The organism is Paenibacillus dauci (assembly GCF_000971985.1).
Classification (GTDB): domain Bacteria; phylum Bacillota; class Bacilli; order Paenibacillales; family Paenibacillaceae; genus Saccharibacillus; species Saccharibacillus dauci.
Genome location: NZ_KQ040799.1, coordinates 107,767 through 123,364, shown reverse-complemented (window position 1 = coordinate 123,364; position 15,598 = coordinate 107,767). Strand labels below are relative to the sequence as shown.

General features: G+C 46.6%; 11 protein-coding genes. 6 read left to right on the top strand and 5 right to left on the bottom strand.

Annotated features, from left to right (window positions below):
* Positions 1-32: 32 nt before the first annotated feature.
* The 3 genes from WH46_RS04015 to WH46_RS04005 all read left to right on the top strand — a co-directional run bounded on the left by WH46_RS04015 (position 33) and on the right by WH46_RS04005 (position 4,130).
* Entirely contained in the window at positions 33-1,277 is a 1,245-nt protein-coding gene (locus tag WH46_RS04015) for a TraB/GumN family protein (protein ID WP_046225991.1), read from the top strand.
* A gap of 162 nt (positions 1,278-1,439) precedes the next feature.
* Positions 1,440-2,546, top strand: coding sequence for a peptidoglycan DD-metalloendopeptidase family protein (locus tag WH46_RS04010; RefSeq protein ID WP_231584287.1), 1,107 nt, complete (start codon positions 1,440-1,442; stop codon positions 2,544-2,546).
* A gap of 192 nt (positions 2,547-2,738) precedes the next feature.
* Positions 2,739-4,130, top strand: coding sequence for a TraB/GumN family protein (locus WH46_RS04005; RefSeq protein ID WP_046225816.1), 1,392 nt, complete (start codon positions 2,739-2,741; stop codon positions 4,128-4,130).
* A gap of 150 nt (positions 4,131-4,280) precedes the next feature.
* Here WH46_RS04005 and WH46_RS04000 read toward each other — a convergent pair whose 3' ends face one another.
* Together WH46_RS04000 and WH46_RS03995 are read right to left on the bottom strand one after the other, a co-directional pair.
* Complete coding sequence (locus WH46_RS04000) at positions 4,281-4,979, bottom strand: hypothetical protein (protein WP_046225815.1); 699 nt, start codon at positions 4,977-4,979, stop codon at positions 4,281-4,283.
* Between the two features lie 165 nt (positions 4,980-5,144).
* A complete protein-coding gene (locus WH46_RS03995; protein WP_046225814.1) occupies positions 5,145-5,762 on the bottom strand; it encodes a hypothetical protein in 618 nt (205 codons plus the stop codon).
* Positions 5,763-5,980: 218 nt separating this feature from the next.
* On the opposite strand from WH46_RS03995, the gene WH46_RS03990 reads away from it, so the two are divergent.
* Entirely contained in the window at positions 5,981-7,180 is a 1,200-nt protein-coding gene (locus WH46_RS03990) for an ROK family protein (RefSeq protein WP_046225813.1), read from the top strand.
* A 158-nt stretch (positions 7,181-7,338) separates the two neighbouring features.
* Here WH46_RS03990 and WH46_RS03985 read toward each other — a convergent pair whose 3' ends face one another.
* Both WH46_RS03985 and WH46_RS03980 read right to left on the bottom strand, forming a co-directional pair.
* Positions 7,339-7,938 carry a hypothetical protein gene (locus WH46_RS03985; RefSeq protein WP_046225812.1) on the bottom strand — a complete coding sequence of 200 codons (600 nt, stop codon included), beginning with the start codon at positions 7,936-7,938 and terminating at the stop codon, positions 7,339-7,341.
* A 48-nt stretch (positions 7,939-7,986) separates the two neighbouring features.
* Complete coding sequence (locus WH46_RS03980) at positions 7,987-8,634, bottom strand: hypothetical protein (RefSeq protein WP_046225811.1); 648 nt, start codon at positions 8,632-8,634, stop codon at positions 7,987-7,989.
* Between the two features lie 309 nt (positions 8,635-8,943).
* Between WH46_RS03980 and WH46_RS03975 the strand changes: the two genes are divergently transcribed.
* Positions 8,944-10,368 carry a dihydrolipoyl dehydrogenase family protein gene (locus WH46_RS03975; protein ID WP_046225810.1) on the top strand — a complete coding sequence of 475 codons (1,425 nt, stop codon included), beginning with the start codon at positions 8,944-8,946 and terminating at the stop codon, positions 10,366-10,368.
* Positions 10,369-10,534: 166 nt separating this feature from the next.
* Here the strand turns inward: WH46_RS03975 and WH46_RS03970 are convergent, their stop codons facing one another.
* Positions 10,535-14,206, bottom strand: coding sequence for a collagen binding domain-containing protein (locus WH46_RS03970; protein WP_052714109.1), 3,672 nt, complete (start codon positions 14,204-14,206; stop codon positions 10,535-10,537).
* A gap of 281 nt (positions 14,207-14,487) precedes the next feature.
* Here WH46_RS03970 and WH46_RS03965 point away from each other — a divergent pair, with 281 nt between their 5' ends.
* Entirely contained in the window at positions 14,488-15,513 is a 1,026-nt protein-coding gene (locus WH46_RS03965; RefSeq protein WP_046225809.1) for an LLM class flavin-dependent oxidoreductase, read from the top strand.
* Positions 15,514-15,598: the final 85 nt, after the last annotated feature.

The window sequence follows — 15,598 nt, the reverse complement described above, 5'->3', positions numbered from 1 at the left end:
TCCCACTCTCAAAGGAGAAATCACCCATGCAAATGAAACTCTGGAGAAAAATGCTTTTGTCCCTTACCGTATCCGCCAGTCTGCTGACCGCTGCTTCTGCACCCGCTATGGCTGCGCCGCAGCCGGCTAGTGTCAAAGTAGACGAGCAAAAAGTAGATTATGGTACAGGCGCACCGGTAATCAGTGACAAGACTACCCTGGTACCACTTCGCTCTACACTGAAGGCAATGGATACAGAGCTGAAGGGAGCGACAGCAGACAGTATTACTGTAGTGGTGAATGGCAAAAGTATTACCCTGCAGAGTAAACTAACCGAGATCAACGGTGTTACCTATGTGCCTGTTCGGATTATCGGTGATGCAGCAGGTTATAGTGTTCACTGGGATGCCCGGACTCGTACGGTACAGCTGGTATCTGCAAGTATCGATGCAGGTACGACGACCGCTCCGGCAGCTGAAGTTTCACAAGCAGGCCGCGGGTTTATGTGGGAAGTACAAAGTAACGGCAATACGGTCTACCTGGTCGGTTCTATGCATCTGGCGGATAAAAGCTTTTATCCACTGCGTGAAGAATATGAAGAAGCCTTTGCCAAAGCAGATCATCTGGGGGTAGAAGTAGATATCAGCAAAGCGGCTGGCGAAGAGCAGCAGAAGCTGATTATGCAGCTGGGGATGTACCAGGATGGCAGCACGCTCAAAGATCATATTTCCAGCGAGACGTACACCAAGCTCGGTGATGTGCTGGAGAAAAACAAAATGAAACGGGATGCACTGGATCCTTTCAAACCATGGGTCGCTGAAGTAATGATCGGTACCCTCAAACCGATGGAAGCTGGTTATGAAGCCTCTGCCGGTATTGATCTGTATTTTATCCAGAAAGCCGTAGAACGCAAGATTCCAGTTGTTGAGCTGGAAAGCTATGAGTCCCAGCTGAGCATGTTCAATAACTTCTCCAAAGAACTACAAGAGAAAAATCTCAATACTGCGCTGGACAGCTACGATCAAATGGATACAGCCATGGATCAAATGGCAGACATGTGGAAAACCGGCAATGATCAGGCACTCCTGGAGTTCACCAACAGTATGTCCGATAATGCAGAGTACAACAAGGCTATGCTGACTGACCGCAATATCGGAATGGTGAATAAAATTGACGGATATCTCAAAAACGGTAAAAAGGAAGAATACTTCATCGTGGTTGGCGCAGGTCACTATCTGGGAGAGCAGGGAATTGTTCAACTGCTGGAGAATAAAGGCTACAAAGTCGTACGGAAATAAAGGGTTTCCGGCAGGAGACATTATCCGGAATGCTGGCATATAGAAAAGGCAGATATAAAATGCTCCAATAGGGATCAACATCTGTAAAAGAGCTGTTTGATATCAGACAGCTCTTTCTTTTTATCCATTACATTGTATATGCATAATTTGGGAGGGACAGATATGAAAATTAGGAACAGGAAATCAACAAACAACGTATATACATCAAGAGCGAATTATTTACTGTCTTCAGGTATATTGGCAGCAGTACTGCTTGCTGGCTGTGGGCAAGAAAGTACCACCCCTGCAAAGCCTGCTCCAGGTACAGAAGCAGGCTCTACTACATCACAACAGAATGGAGGCACAACGACTATGACAGATAATAATCATCAGGAGACGGCAGCAGGCAAGCTGCAGGCCGAAGATATTCCCGCGGCGCTGCTGGATGGACGAACCGATCAGGTTCATGCCCGGATGACCGATGAATTCCAGAAGCTTGTATCCGCAAAGGACCTGGAAGCCACCTCCAAGTCCATGCTGCAGGGAATTCAGTCTTTCCGTTCACTGGGCATCTCAAAGATGAATGGATATGAGCAGTACAATTGGATCAGCGATAACAGGAAACTGGGCCTGACAGGCACTATCGATGAACAAGGCCGAATCGCCGGTCTGCAGCTGCAGCCGCTAGAGAGCTTTCCGGCGACAGACAAAGCGCTGAGCAAGAATACGTATCGAATGCCACTGGATGAAGAATGGTATGTATTCTGGGGTGGCACCAACGTCTTGCAAAATTATCACTATGCTGTAGAATCTCAGCGCTACGCCTATGATTTGGTACAGGTTAAGGATGGCATGTCCTATAGCGGCGATCCCAAGAAGAATGAGAGTTATTATGCTTTTGGTCAGCCAGTAATCGCTCCGGCAGCCGGTAAAGTGGTATCAGTAGTTAATACGATTGCAGATAACGAACCGGTAGGTGTCATGAATCCCAATCAGCCTGGCGGCAATATGGTCGTTATTGATCATGGCGGCGAATACAGTATGCTGGGACATCTGCAAAAAGGCTCCGTTACCGTTAAGCCAGGTGATACGGTTCAGGCAGGCGACCCGATTGGCAAAGTGGGCAATTCCGGTAATTCCAGCGAAGCACATATGCATTTCCAGGTATCGGATGGACCGGATCTGATGACGTGGAAATCGCTTCGTATTCATTGGTCCAATGATATGCAGCCTGTTAAAGGCCAAATCGTAGATGCTTCGAGCAGCAAAGTGATAAAGGAGAGTAAATAAGATATTATCACGTGAATCTGTATTCCCTGGTACAAATCACAATATCTTCTTATTCTGCAAGAATATATTGTGATTACCAGGCGGATATGCAATAGTTAGAGAGACACGTCAAGCTTTGCCTCTATGCCGGAATTCACAAGCTTGTAATCGCTTTTTTACACTCAGAAAAAAACATTCAAAAGGAGTTTTGCGATGAAATCCTGGCATAAGAAAATAATGACCCTGGTACTGGCAGCAGGCCTGCTGACCACTACAGCACCAACGATGGCTGGCGCAGCACAGCCGCTTGTGGTCAAAGTTAATGACCATAAGGTCGAGTATCGCTCCGGCGGCGCACCGACTGTACAGAAGCAAGTCACACTGGTACCACTCCGCTCTACCCTCAAAGCCATGGGCATCCAACTGTCCTCGGTTACCAAAGACAGTATTAAGGTCGTTGTCGATGGCAAAAGTCTTACCATCAAAAGCAAGTTAACCCAGATCAAAGGTGTTACCTACGTACCGATTCGTACATTTGGCGAACTGCCAGGTTACACGGTAAGCTGGAATGCCAAATCCCGTACCATCCAGCTGGTATCCGCTCCGGCAACGGCAGTACAGGAACCGGTTAGCAGTCCGGCAGAAATGACACCAGCACCAACTACATCCCCTACAGACAGCAGTACAACAAGCACAGAACCTACAACAATTACACCACCAGCACCAACGAATACTCCAGCAGTCAATAATACTACAACTGCGCCAGCACCTGTTCAGACCGGCGCACGCGGATTTATGTGGGAAGTCCAAAGCAATGGCAATACCGTCTATCTGGTAGGCTCCATGCATGTAGCGGATGACAGCTTCTACCCACTGCGTCAGGAATATGAGCAGGCATTTGCCGAAGCCGATTCACTGAGTGTAGAAGTCGATATTACCAGAGATTCTTCGGAAGACTTCCAAAAGCGTGTACTGGATACAGGTATGTATCATGATGGAAGTACGCTGCGCAATCATATCTCCTCCTATACATACGAGAAGCTTGGCCGGGTTCTGGAGGAGAACGACTGGAAGTCCGGTGCACTGGACCGCTTCAAACCATGGGTCGCCGAGATGATCGTTTCTTCCTTTGCTACCGATGATTCCGGATATGATGCCGATCTGGGTATTGATCTGCATTTTATCAAAAAAGCAGCAGAACGCGATATTCCGGTGATCGGACTGGAGACCGAAGAATCGCAGCTTCGGATGCTGAATAATTTCTCCGATGAATTGCAGGAAAAATTGCTGTATTCCACACTGGCTTCCTTTGACGACAAGCAGAATCAGTCCAGTGCTGATGCCGATAAGGAACTGGGCGAAATGTGGAAAACCGGCGATGAAAAAGCGCTGATGGAAGTGACCAACAGTTCGCTGGTCGAGCCGGAATACCACAAAGCCATCCTTGTTGATCGTAATATCAATATGGCAAACAAGATCGACGCTTATCTGAAAAATGGCAACAATCAGCAGTACTTTGTTGTAGTCGGAGCCGCCCATTATCTGGGCAATGACGGTATTATCAAACTGCTCGAAAACAAAGGATATACCGTTACACGCAAATAATCACAGACTGATTTTTTATGAGAATTCTGCACCGTGTTAGAGGCAAAGTAGGACGCTGTCAAAAATTTTCCGATATTATAAAGGTTCAGATACAAACATAAATACACCCGGAAGAGTCTTATGCTCTCCCGGGTGTATTTGTATATGGGCTTATTTGGTTTTGCTGGTTGGCATCACGCGATCTAACATGACGTTGAAATTGTCAGAATCATTGGCATCATTTATGACTTTCCATGTTCCATCCATCTGCTGCAGCTGCAGGGTACCCCGCAAAGGTAGTTGTTCCTTGCTTCGATCCAGCTGTAATTTCATCGTGTACTCGATTTCCAGGATACCTTTGACCTTGAGAACCGGATCGGCATGAAGCTCCAGATGCTGCGGGCTAATCGACGACTTTTCCATCAGAGCTAGTTGCAGCGGCAAATAAATGAGTCGATTGCGCAAACTGTTGTCCAGGGCTGTTGAGGTAGCGTATGGAAGCAGAGTGTCATACTGCTGCCGCAGAGAAGGCGGGAGCTCGACCGGATCTGTTGTTTTCTTTGGAGTTTTGAACTCCAGATCCAGATTTTTGTAATCAGGTATGGTGTATTCTGTTTCTTTGTATTTTTTGGCTACTTCGATCGCTGCTTTAAGTTGTTCTTCGTTTACAGTGTCTCCTTGTTTGCCTGCAACAGCAGGTTCACTTGTCGTCTCTGTCGGTGCGGTTGTGGTCGTTGCCGGTGCAGCAGCTTCTGTACCACCTGTGCCTGCTGATTCGTTGTTACTTGCTGGTTTACTGCTTTGCTCGGTGCATCCAAGCAGGGATGTACTCATGACCAGTGTTAATAGTAGTAGCGTATATTTCTTCATATGTAACCTTCCTCCTTTTGCATAATACATAGATGTTTAGGTAGACTTTACCATTAAACGGGAGAAGGATCAAATGTGGTCCATATACAAAAAGGCTTTTGCAGCATCAAATTGCTACAAAAGCCTGAACGAAACTAATCGTTATTGTAAAAAGAAGAACGAAGCTTAGAACTGGGCTACATAATTTAGCATTGCTGCGTTGTATTTATCAAGTATATGCTTGCCTGAACGAATCTTATCGTTAGCTTTATAAAAAAGAGAGTCATTACGTTTCGCCTGACTGAAATATTTTTGCAGTAACTTAAAGCCTTCTAGCTGTAGAGTAGCACCCTTGATAAACTGTTGATGAAGTTTACTGATTTGAGGTTCAGCAGGCTTTATTGTTTTCATCAAATCAATAAATTTCTGATAATTGGGGATAACAGTCCGGGTCATACCGTTGTAGGATTGCACACGCGTCTTTACCGAGTCCACCCGGCATTTTTCGTAAGCTTTAATAGCCAAAGCCTCATACTTCCGGTGTTTTGTACTGGTGATCAGATAGTATACATAATCATCATAAGCATCCAGCATATCCGGTTCTACCAGTTCACGATAATCGCTCAAATACTGTTTTAACTCTGTCTGCAGCTCAGGATGATTTAGGATGTCTTCGTACGTAATAGCCGGGACTGATGAAGAATCTGCTTCGGATTCTGCTCCAGCCAGGGATGGTAAGGTAAACATGGCAGAGAATAGCAGTACAGTACTGAGTATTCCTGCAAGTAGACGATATTTTTTCATTTTTATCTCCTTTGAATCTATGTATAGTTGTGTTCTATATTCTTATCGGCAGATTGGAAAGAAAATGGAAGATCTGCCATCTATTTAGAACGAAATGGAATATCTATAATGATTCGCTGATCCGTCTTTACAGGATACGGGTGGTTATTCGTCAGTTCGGACGATACAATAGAATCAGGTGCTGCGTGCAGCCAATGTTACCATGGACGGGAGAATGAATGATTGTGTATCAGATTACAGCCCGAACGTTAAAACGGCAGGTGTATGATCGGATAGCCGTTCAGGATGATGTTTACAAGCTTGAATTGATGAAGGATATCGATATTACGAGCAGCAGTCTGAATAGGACGCTGGATGAACTTCTGCATGAAGGATGGATTGTGGAATCCGGCCTTGGTCCGTCTACAGGCGGCCGAAGACCGACATTATACCGGATGAACACCGGTCATCGGTATATTTTCGGATTGGATATTTCACGTATTTATTCGGTGCTCGGATTATATGATCTGCGGATGAACGCATTATATACCCATCGCTGGCAGATGGATGAACAGATGGAACCGGCAGTGCTGGCCGATTATGTAGCAGCCCGTATTCAGGAAGCACTGGCGGAGCGGCATCTAAGCCGTCAGCGCATTATGGGAATCGGCATTGGAGCCGTCGGCCCGCTGGATCATGAGCGGGGAACGATCCTGAATCCAGCCTATTTCCCGGCTGCAGGCTGGCAGAATGTAAATATCTGCAGGATGCTGACTGAACGTACTGGTCTTGCGGCTACGCTGGATAATGGAGCGAACACAGCATTGATCGGAGAACACTGGGCAATGCGCGAGAGCAATATACAGCATATGCTGTACGTTAATGCCGGAGCAGGAATTCGCTCGGCAATTCTGTCCTCCGGCCAGCTGGTACGCGGAGCGATGGACAAAGAGGGTGCTGTCGGACAGATGGTTGTACAGGCTGGCGGTGCGCGGCTGCAGGAGCAGGGCAATTACGGTGCACTGGAAGCTTATGTATCTATTCAGGCATTGGAGCAGCAGGTACGTCAGCGGAGCCGGATAGGACTGGAATTCAGCAAAGATGGACAGCCTCTACTGCCGGAACAGATCCATTTTGATACGCTGGTCGATGCACTGCGAAGCGGCAATACCGTTCTGAGGGAGTTGTTTAACCAATCAGCCGGTTATATGGGTATCGGACTCGCTAATCTGATCAATACCCTGCAGCCGGAAAAGGTTATTCTGGGCGGTGCGCTGATCAATGCGGACCCGGGTTACTATGATACGGCTATCGCTGTTGCGAAAAAACAGATCTATGGAGAAGAACGCCTGCAACCGGTCTTTTCCAGAGGGATTTTACAGGAAAATGCTGTATCTGTAGGTGCCGCTGTTATGATTCTGTCACAGATGGAAATGTAGTAAGACAAGGTATTAATACTGTACGGTCTTCATCCTAACCAATCTCCAATATTACAAAGCAAAAAGCCCGGATCAGCTGTTCCTTTACAGGAGGAGCATGATCCGGGCTTTTTATTGGGCAACATATTATGCTGTTAGATGTTCATCATGATAGCCTATTATTCAAATTTGTCCAAATAATCATCCATGTTATCCCGGTATACTTTCAACATTTTGATACCTGCATCGACCTTCAGGTTAGCCTGTTTGAGAGTAGCTACTTTGAGCTGGGGAGTGGATACATATTTCTTGAACAAAGTTAGCGCCTGCAGCTGCAGGGAAGCGGCTTTGACATACTGATCATGAATTTTGGCAAGTTCAGGTGTCTCGGGTTTGATCTGCTTGAGACCGACAACAAATTTGGTGTAGTTAGGAACTACAGTATTGTTCATGGCTGCATAAGTTTTTTTACGATTTGACGATGTAACATAACGGAAAGAGTTATAGGTATCTACCGCTTTGTCTTCATAGGAAGCAATCGTTTTGAGCTGATCCAGATAGTCCAGCAGCTGGGTAGCTTCTGCTGCGAGTGCCGGGTCGAGATCGGCATAATCTTCGGCCAGATCATCGCTGAGATCCTCACTGGTAGTATCTTCCGTAGAGACGGAACTGTTGGAAGCCGAGTCGTCTGCAGCATAGACAGCGCCGGTAGAGAACAGGCTGGTACTGGTCAGCAATAAGGAAAAAGCCAGCACAAATAACATTTTTTTGGTGAACATTTTATTCGCTCCTTGGTATATGAGTAGGATATTATAAAATACAGAGAATTATTGCAGCGCGTCGAATTTGGTAATGTATTTGTCGATCTCGTTATTGAACTGGTCGATCAGTTTGCCGCCGGCTTTCAGTTTGGCTTTGGACTTGTTGAGGATGGCATCATCGAGTCTGGCACTGGATACATATTTTTTGTACAGTACGAATCCTTCGAGTTCCAGATAGGCACCTTTTACATATTTGGCATGAATTTTGGCCAGTTCGCTATTTTTGGGTTTGATCAGTTTGATGCCGGATACGAATTTGGTGTAGTTGGGTACGACTGTATAGGTCATCAGTTTGTATTCCTGTTTGCGGTTGGAGCTTTTCACATATTCATTAATATTATAGGCATCCCATGCTTTGGTCTCATAGGAGAAGAGAGGCTCCATTTGATCGGAATAATCCAGGAAGGATGATGCTTCTTCCACCAATACAGGATCAGCGTTAGCCCAGATGTCTTCATCTCCATAGGTGTCGGTATCTGCGCTCTCTTCAGCGGTTGCTGTATTATCCGCTGCATCGGTATCGGTAGTAAGATCCATTGTATAGCTGCCGTCAGGTGCATCGTCTGTAGCAGCATATGTCATGCTGGCAGGCAGTGCGGAGGAAGCGGTGACTAATGCTGCGAGCATCAGAGTCAGTAGTAATTTGTTCTTCATGTAAGTAACCCCTCTATTATGTATTTATTAGATTATTTTTACAATTTAACACGTTACGTCAATAAAAAGAAAGACTGAAAAGGTAAGAAATTCAATATTATGACAGAATAGATCGGATATTCGCAAAATTGGTTGAATAGTCGCATATGTTGTTCGAACAGGCATAACCGATTCATATGACTGCCGAATCAGTTGTTGCGTGACCCTGCAAAGTAGGTGCAGCCGATTGCGGCTGTCATTTGAAGTTTAAAAGAATAAGAGAGTGACTTTAACCAGTGACTTGAATTCATATAAATGAGGCGATAATCCATGGAACAGACTTTTGATCTTGTTGTAATCGGTACCGGCAGTGCAGGCGCAGCTACCGCTCAGGCATGTCGTGAACAAAACTGGGAAGTTGCGATTATAGATTCAAGGGAGTACGGAGGTACCTGTGCCCTGCGCGGATGCGATCCCAAAAAGGTACTGGTTGGAGCTGCCGAGCTCGTCGATCATACCGAGCGAATGGTTGGTAAAGGGCTAGAAGATAGTGTCCGGATCAACTGGCCGGATCTTATGGCTTTCAAGCATACATTTACGGACTATATCCCGGGTGCCCACGAAAAGAAATTGAAGGATGCAGGTATTCATACTTTTCATGGTCATGCCCGGTTCGTCAGTGAAGACACCATAGAAGTAGATGGTCATCGTCTGACTGGCAAACATATTCTGATCGCTACCGGTGCCAAGCCAGCCCCTCTGTCAGTCACAGGAGAGCAGTATCTGGCGAACAGTGATGATTTTCTGAATCTGGAGCAGCTGCCCTCTCCACTTGTATTCGTAGGTGGCGGATATATTTCCTTTGAATTTGCCCATATTGCTGCCCGTGCAGGTGCAGAAGTACATATTCTGCATAAGGATGAGCAGCCGCTCAAAGGATTCGATCCGGAGCTGGTGAAGGAACTGATGCAGCGAAGCCGTGATATTGGTATTCATATCCATCTGAACACATCGCTGCAGTCTATTGAACAGTTGGAAGAGGGAACAGAATCCAATTCATCACCAGCTAATGCAGAGTCCCGGACAGCTGATAGAGCGAACAATCAGCCACGCTATCTCATACAGGCCAGCCAGCAAGATCAGGAACTACGTCTGGAATGCGGACTGGTCGTCCACGGTGCTGGAAGAATGCCGAATATTATGGATATTCAGCTGGAACAAGGTAAGGTGGAATTCAGTAAAAAAGGCGTTCGTGTCAATGACTACATGCAGAGTGTCAGCAATCCTATCGTGTATGCTGCAGGAGATTGTACGGACTCTCCCGGACTGCCGCTTACACCGCTTGCCAGTCTGGAATCGCAGGTGGCTACCCATAATCTGCTTAACGGCAATACACGCAAACCGGATTATCGGGAAATGCCGAGCATCGCTTTTACTATTCCCAAATTGGGTGCGATCGGCATAAGTGAGGAGGAAGCCCGCAAGCTGGGTGATCATGTTACAGTCAATACATTTGATACGTCCACCTGGTATACGTACAAGCGGACCAATGAACCAACAGCCATGGCCAAAATTATTATTGATACGTCTACACGAAAGATTCTCGGAGCACATATATTAAGTGGTGAAGCGGATGAGATGCTTAATTACTTTGCCATAGCGATCCGGCTCAACCTGACGATCGATCAGATGCGGGAAGTACTGTATGCGTATCCGACTCCGGCTTCCGATCTTAGTTACATGCTGAAAATCTAGCCTTATATCGTAGTGTAGTTTGCTATTAAGCAATGAGTAGGCGGAATGCACAAGCTCCTCATCTGCTTCCGATACGAATTCACAATAAAAAGCACCTGTTGTCTGTATGCGATGATATCCATTCATCGAACAAACAACAGGTGCTTTTATTTAAAATACTATTTGTTTATTTTCCTGAACCGCCGCGTCCTTCAGAACGTCTGCGTGCAGACTGTACCTGGTGAAGTACAACACCCATTACAAGGAGGGCTGCACCGGTCAGCCAGAATGGCATACGGCTCGATTCTCCTGTTTGCGGCAGCATTGGCTGCTGCTGGGATGGAGTACGCACAGGTGGCGTTGTTCCTTTTGGTACCGGCTCATCATTAACCGGGATATCCGGTTGTTGGGCAGGTACTGGTGGAACCGTACCACTTGGTACAGGTTCATCCGGAATTGGCATATCCGGTTCAGCAGGGTTACCTGGTACCGGAGGTGATGTCTCCGGCAGAACAGACGGATTGGAAGGTGTTGGATCAACCGTACCCGATGGTGTTGGCTCATCGGCAACCGGAATCGTCGGTTCTGTTACCGGTGAACCGCCTGATGGTGTCGTACCACCTGGTGGAGTTGTACCTCCTGGCGGATTGGACGGTGTTCCTGGTTTGTCTTTATCCGGCTTATTATCTGTCGGTGTTCCTGGATTACCAGGATTACCTGGATTGTCTGGTGTACCTGGATTATCAGGTGTACCCGGAGGTACTGTCGGCTGCTTGGTATTCGTTAATGTCAGGAATACCGCATTATTGGACTGCTTGATACTGGAATTAATCGTCACTGTGTGTACAGTGGAATCCAGTGTATAACCGGCAGGAGCACTTGTCTCCTGAAGCGTATACTTGCCGTATAGCAATCGGGTAAACAGAGCACGTCCCTGCGGGTCAGTCGTCAACTTAATAGCAGGTCTGGCTTTGGCAGCATCCTGTAATACAAAGGTTGCGCCTTCCAGCGGTAATGTAGGATCGTCTTTATCAACCTTGCTTACGATAAGGTTGCCGACTACGCCTGTTCCCGTACCGGAAGCCGAAGAAGTACGTACCGTAATTTCTTTGGTTGTATCTATTGTGCCGGATGTAATTCCATCTCCGGCAAATTGTACGGTATTACCAATCTGTTCTCTGTCTTCTGCTGTGATCATGGAAGAGTATTCCAGAATCATGGCGGATCGGATCGGCTTCAGGAAGGACAATTCGAACTTCTCCGGACTGCCTGAAGTAATAGCTAATTTATAATCGGTACCACGTACCAGTTTGGGTCCTTTGGCTAATCCACCGTTACTCGCGACAGTGGCCGAGTACAGATTAAAGGAGTCGGTCAGCAAAATCTGGTTAGGCGTCGGTTGATCGATAATGCGTGCATTTTCTACATAGGATTGTCCACGGTTGATATAGACAGTCCAGTAGATTTTGTCGCCATCCTGTGTACCGGTCTTGGATACATATTCTCCACCTTTGGGAATACTAACCGCTGCAGCCCATGGATAGACAGCCTGATCACTGTGCAGCACCGCATTGTTGCGAATCGTTGGCTTCACTATATGATTCTCTACTGTTGTCTTAAAAGTAATCCAATACGGCGAATTGATCGGCTGATTGAATTGTACCTGCAGCTTGCCGCCATCTTCACCTGCGGCAGGGAGTACGGTCTTGTATTCGGATGGAGCGACTGTTTTGCCGCGGGTTACACTGTTCCAGACACCAAGCAGGTTCATATGATTCACCTGCAGTGAACCTGGTACATAGGTTTGACCTGGCTCCAGCATATCTTCAATATAAGCATTGGTCAGCTGACGGCTGCTGTAATTGGCTTTGATATTCCAGGTGATTTGCTTGGTGGTGGCATTGTACGAACCATCTTTGGAACCGTTGTTGAGAGTCATGCTATCCGGCCAGAAGCGTGCTTCTGCATCGTCTGTCCGCGTTTTTCCATTTTCGATCCAGGACAGCTGCGCCCGGTTCAAAAAGGAAGTGTCAGTCTTGTTTGTTTTCCATTCGACATCGAACAGAGTACGATAAGTGATCGTCAATGGAGCGGTAATATCTTCATTAAACGTAATTTTGAAACCGGATCTTCCATTCTCGCTGCTCACTTTATAGTCGGAGGCAGGATATTCACTACCGTCCGAATTTAGAATCTGCAGAGAATCCGGTTGGAATTCCAGCCCGCCATTTGGGAAAGTATCATTGATGATTACATTGGACATTGGATAGCCATCACGATTAAGGCTCAGCATCCATGTTGCTTCTTTGCGAATATAGTTGGCATCCACCAACTTTTTGGTAAAGACGACATTTTTGATCACCTGGGAGGCACTTCCGCTTGCTCCGCCCGAAGTGACGGTATTGGTTACTTTCTCATCATTGTCTACACGATTAACAGGTTGGGTCTGGTACTTGATCGTGTAGGGAGAATCGATAGCATATTGGAACTTTAGATCGAATCCGGTACGACCGCTCTTGATGGCAAACGGTGTAATCGTATAATCCTGACCTTCTGTCAGAAGACTGTTCGTATTGGTATTGTAGACTCTGATCGAATCAGCGACCAGCTTCTGGCTGGCATTAAAACGATCCTGTAGTACGGCTTGGTCCTGCGGAATAGAGCGGCTGTTCAGATTATAGCCGATCGACCATGAGATAATACCGGTCTGCTCGTCATAGTTTTCTACTTTTTTGGTCAGAAACTTTTGTTCTACAGAAACTTCTGCTTTGGCAGTCAGTGTACCTTTGTTGCTGGCAAAAGATGCCGTATTAGTGAACTTGCTCTGTGTGTCTGTCGTAAGATCGGTCACATAAGTAATGCGATAGGCAGAACGGATTACCGGGTTAAAGGTCAGCTTGAAGCTGCTGCTATCTGCTTCCAACTGGTAACCGGAAGTCAGCTGTTGTCCACGGGTCGTTGTTCCATCGACATTGACATTCAGTTCGTGTACCTGAACCGAACTTGTATCCAGAGACATTCCTGCAGCAATAGGATCGGTGATTACAGCATTTTCGACTTTTTCCTTGGTCGTATTCACATCGATTGTCCACTGAATATGATCCTGATCCAGTGCCTGTCCACGTTTGCTGATCGATGTGCCTTTGTCAGGTTTGAAATAGACCAGAATAAAATTGGAATCCCCATTAAGCGGTACCGGGATCTGTACCTCGGTGCTGCCATGGGTTATCTCCTGGCTGAATGCAGTGCGGAACTGCATCGTTCCGTGAATATTCGAGTATTGTTCAATCGTATCATTAAATGTCATAGTGACATGTCCACTGCGTGTAGCGCTGAAGCTGCCTACTGTTCCGTCTTCGAACTGCAGAGGGACATTATTGATATCATTGTATAATTGAAAAGCGGATGGCAGATCGAATTCAAAAGTAGATCCGCTGTGGAAAGAGCCGTTATCCGGCAATGCCCACTCATAATTCAGATAGACTGGTGCATCCGGATCGATCTGCGTATCGGGATTGACCTGACCATCAATTTCATTCATATTGGCATCGGTCAGAAATATCCGGGTAATAATGTTCTGATATGTATCAGCTGCAGGAACCTCGGGAGTAACCGGAGGTTGGGTACCCGTATCTCCAGTAGGTGGCGTAGATGTGCCAGGGGGATTATCAGTGCCTCCGCCTGGTTGCCCATACGTGTCAGACTGTACAGTTGTTCCTGTATCTGATGGTGCAGCAGTTACTGCCGAATCTGAAGTAGTACCTGCATCCGCAGCATAGGCAGAGTGAAATCCAAACAAACCGGGCAGCAAAATGGTTAAAGTAAGAAATAACATACTTACTTTCTTAAATATATTCATGAGTAGCTCCTTTTTTATATGAATTTAGCAATAGATGACGGTGAAAAAAAGCCCCCCTGCAGCATGGAAAGGTTGAATATTTCTCTGCTGGTTTTTTATGTAAAACGCATTTGATTCATTATACACGATTATATAGAATTAGTTGCTGATAATATTTTAGGAATCGTAAAAAATAATAACTGTATTTAGGAATCTATACGCCTATGGGAATGTAACACATATTCGATATTGCGAAACATGGAAAATAATGGACATTGCTGTTGGAAAAGGAGGAATCATGTATGATTTCACTATCAATATTGGACTACTCTCCTGTAGACGAAGGAAGCAATGACCGGATGGAACTGCAGCAAACGGCTGAGTTGGCACGTGCTGCAGATCGGCTGGGCTATCACCGTTTCTGGGTATCGGAACATCATTATCTGCCGCCGCTTGCTGGCAGTAATCCGGAGCTGTTGATGATGTATCTGGCGAATCAGACAGAACATATTCGTATTGGCTCGGGCGGAGTGATGCTGCCTAATTATAGTGCCTACAAAATCGCAGAGAATTTCCGTATGCTGGAGGCGCTGCATCCGGGACGAATTGATCTCGGAGCCGGCAGAGCAGCTGGTGCGGGACGGATCGGCAAAAAGGCTCTGAATGAAGGTCGTACCGAAACGGTTCCTTATGAACAGCAGCTAATCGATCTGATTCGCTATCTGAATGACGAGGAACCTGCAGATCATCGCTTTCCAGGTCTCAAAGCAACGCCGGTGATTGATACGCAGCCCGAGCTGTGGATGCTGGGGACCGGCCGCGGAGGAGCTGAACTGGCGGCAGCTCATGGAACCGGATTGGCTTTTGCCCATTTTATAAATGCATCATCTGTTGGACGTGCTGCAATGCAGCAGTACCAGGCTGATTTTCGTTCTTCTACTGCTTTGTCGGCGCCCCGAGGGATGGTGGGTATTTTCGTTACGGTTGCAGATACAGAGGAGGAAGCTGAGCAGCTGACACGCAGCTGGGATTACTGGTTGCTAATGTCGGAGAATAAAGGGCAGCGCCTACCCTTTTTTCCGTCTCCGGCAACTACTCAGTCGCATGATTACTCGACCAAGGATCTGGAAGTTATTGCCCGTAATCGTCGCCGGATGATTGTAGGTACAGCAGATAGCGTACGAGAAGGCATCGAGGAGTTGGCAGCAGATTATGCAGTGCAAGAAGTATTGCTGCTGCCGCTTATGTACGGATTTCATAACCGGATGCGCGCTATTGAACAGTTGGCCGCAGCTTTTGGACTGTCTCAGACGATGCAGCCCTTGTAATTAAGGTTTGGAACTACCCGGATTTGGGGTAAAGGAACATGTGAGTGTGTAAATTGATCCCGTAACGGAGATTACAGAGAGGGGC

Coding starts and splice junctions, on each gene's coding strand:
- WH46_RS04015 (WP_046225991.1), top strand. CDS start 33: ATGAAACTCTGGAGAAAAATGCTTTTGTCCCTTACCGTATCCGCCAGT.
- WH46_RS04010 (WP_231584287.1), top strand. CDS start 1,440: ATGAAAATTAGGAACAGGAAATCAACAAACAACGTATATACATCAAGA.
- WH46_RS04005 (WP_046225816.1), top strand. CDS start 2,739: ATGAAATCCTGGCATAAGAAAATAATGACCCTGGTACTGGCAGCAGGC.
- WH46_RS04000 (WP_046225815.1), bottom strand. CDS start 4,979: ATGAAGAAATATACGCTACTACTATTAACACTGGTCATGAGTACATCC.
- WH46_RS03995 (WP_046225814.1), bottom strand. CDS start 5,762: ATGAAAAAATATCGTCTACTTGCAGGAATACTCAGTACTGTACTGCTA.
- WH46_RS03990 (WP_046225813.1), top strand. CDS start 5,981: ATGATTGTGTATCAGATTACAGCCCGAACGTTAAAACGGCAGGTGTAT.
- WH46_RS03985 (WP_046225812.1), bottom strand. CDS start 7,938: ATGTTCACCAAAAAAATGTTATTTGTGCTGGCTTTTTCCTTATTGCTG.
- WH46_RS03980 (WP_046225811.1), bottom strand. CDS start 8,634: ATGAAGAACAAATTACTACTGACTCTGATGCTCGCAGCATTAGTCACC.
- WH46_RS03975 (WP_046225810.1), top strand. CDS start 8,944: ATGGAACAGACTTTTGATCTTGTTGTAATCGGTACCGGCAGTGCAGGC.
- WH46_RS03970 (WP_052714109.1), bottom strand. CDS start 14,206: ATGAATATATTTAAGAAAGTAAGTATGTTATTTCTTACTTTAACCATT.
- WH46_RS03965 (WP_046225809.1), top strand. CDS start 14,488: ATGATTTCACTATCAATATTGGACTACTCTCCTGTAGACGAAGGAAGC.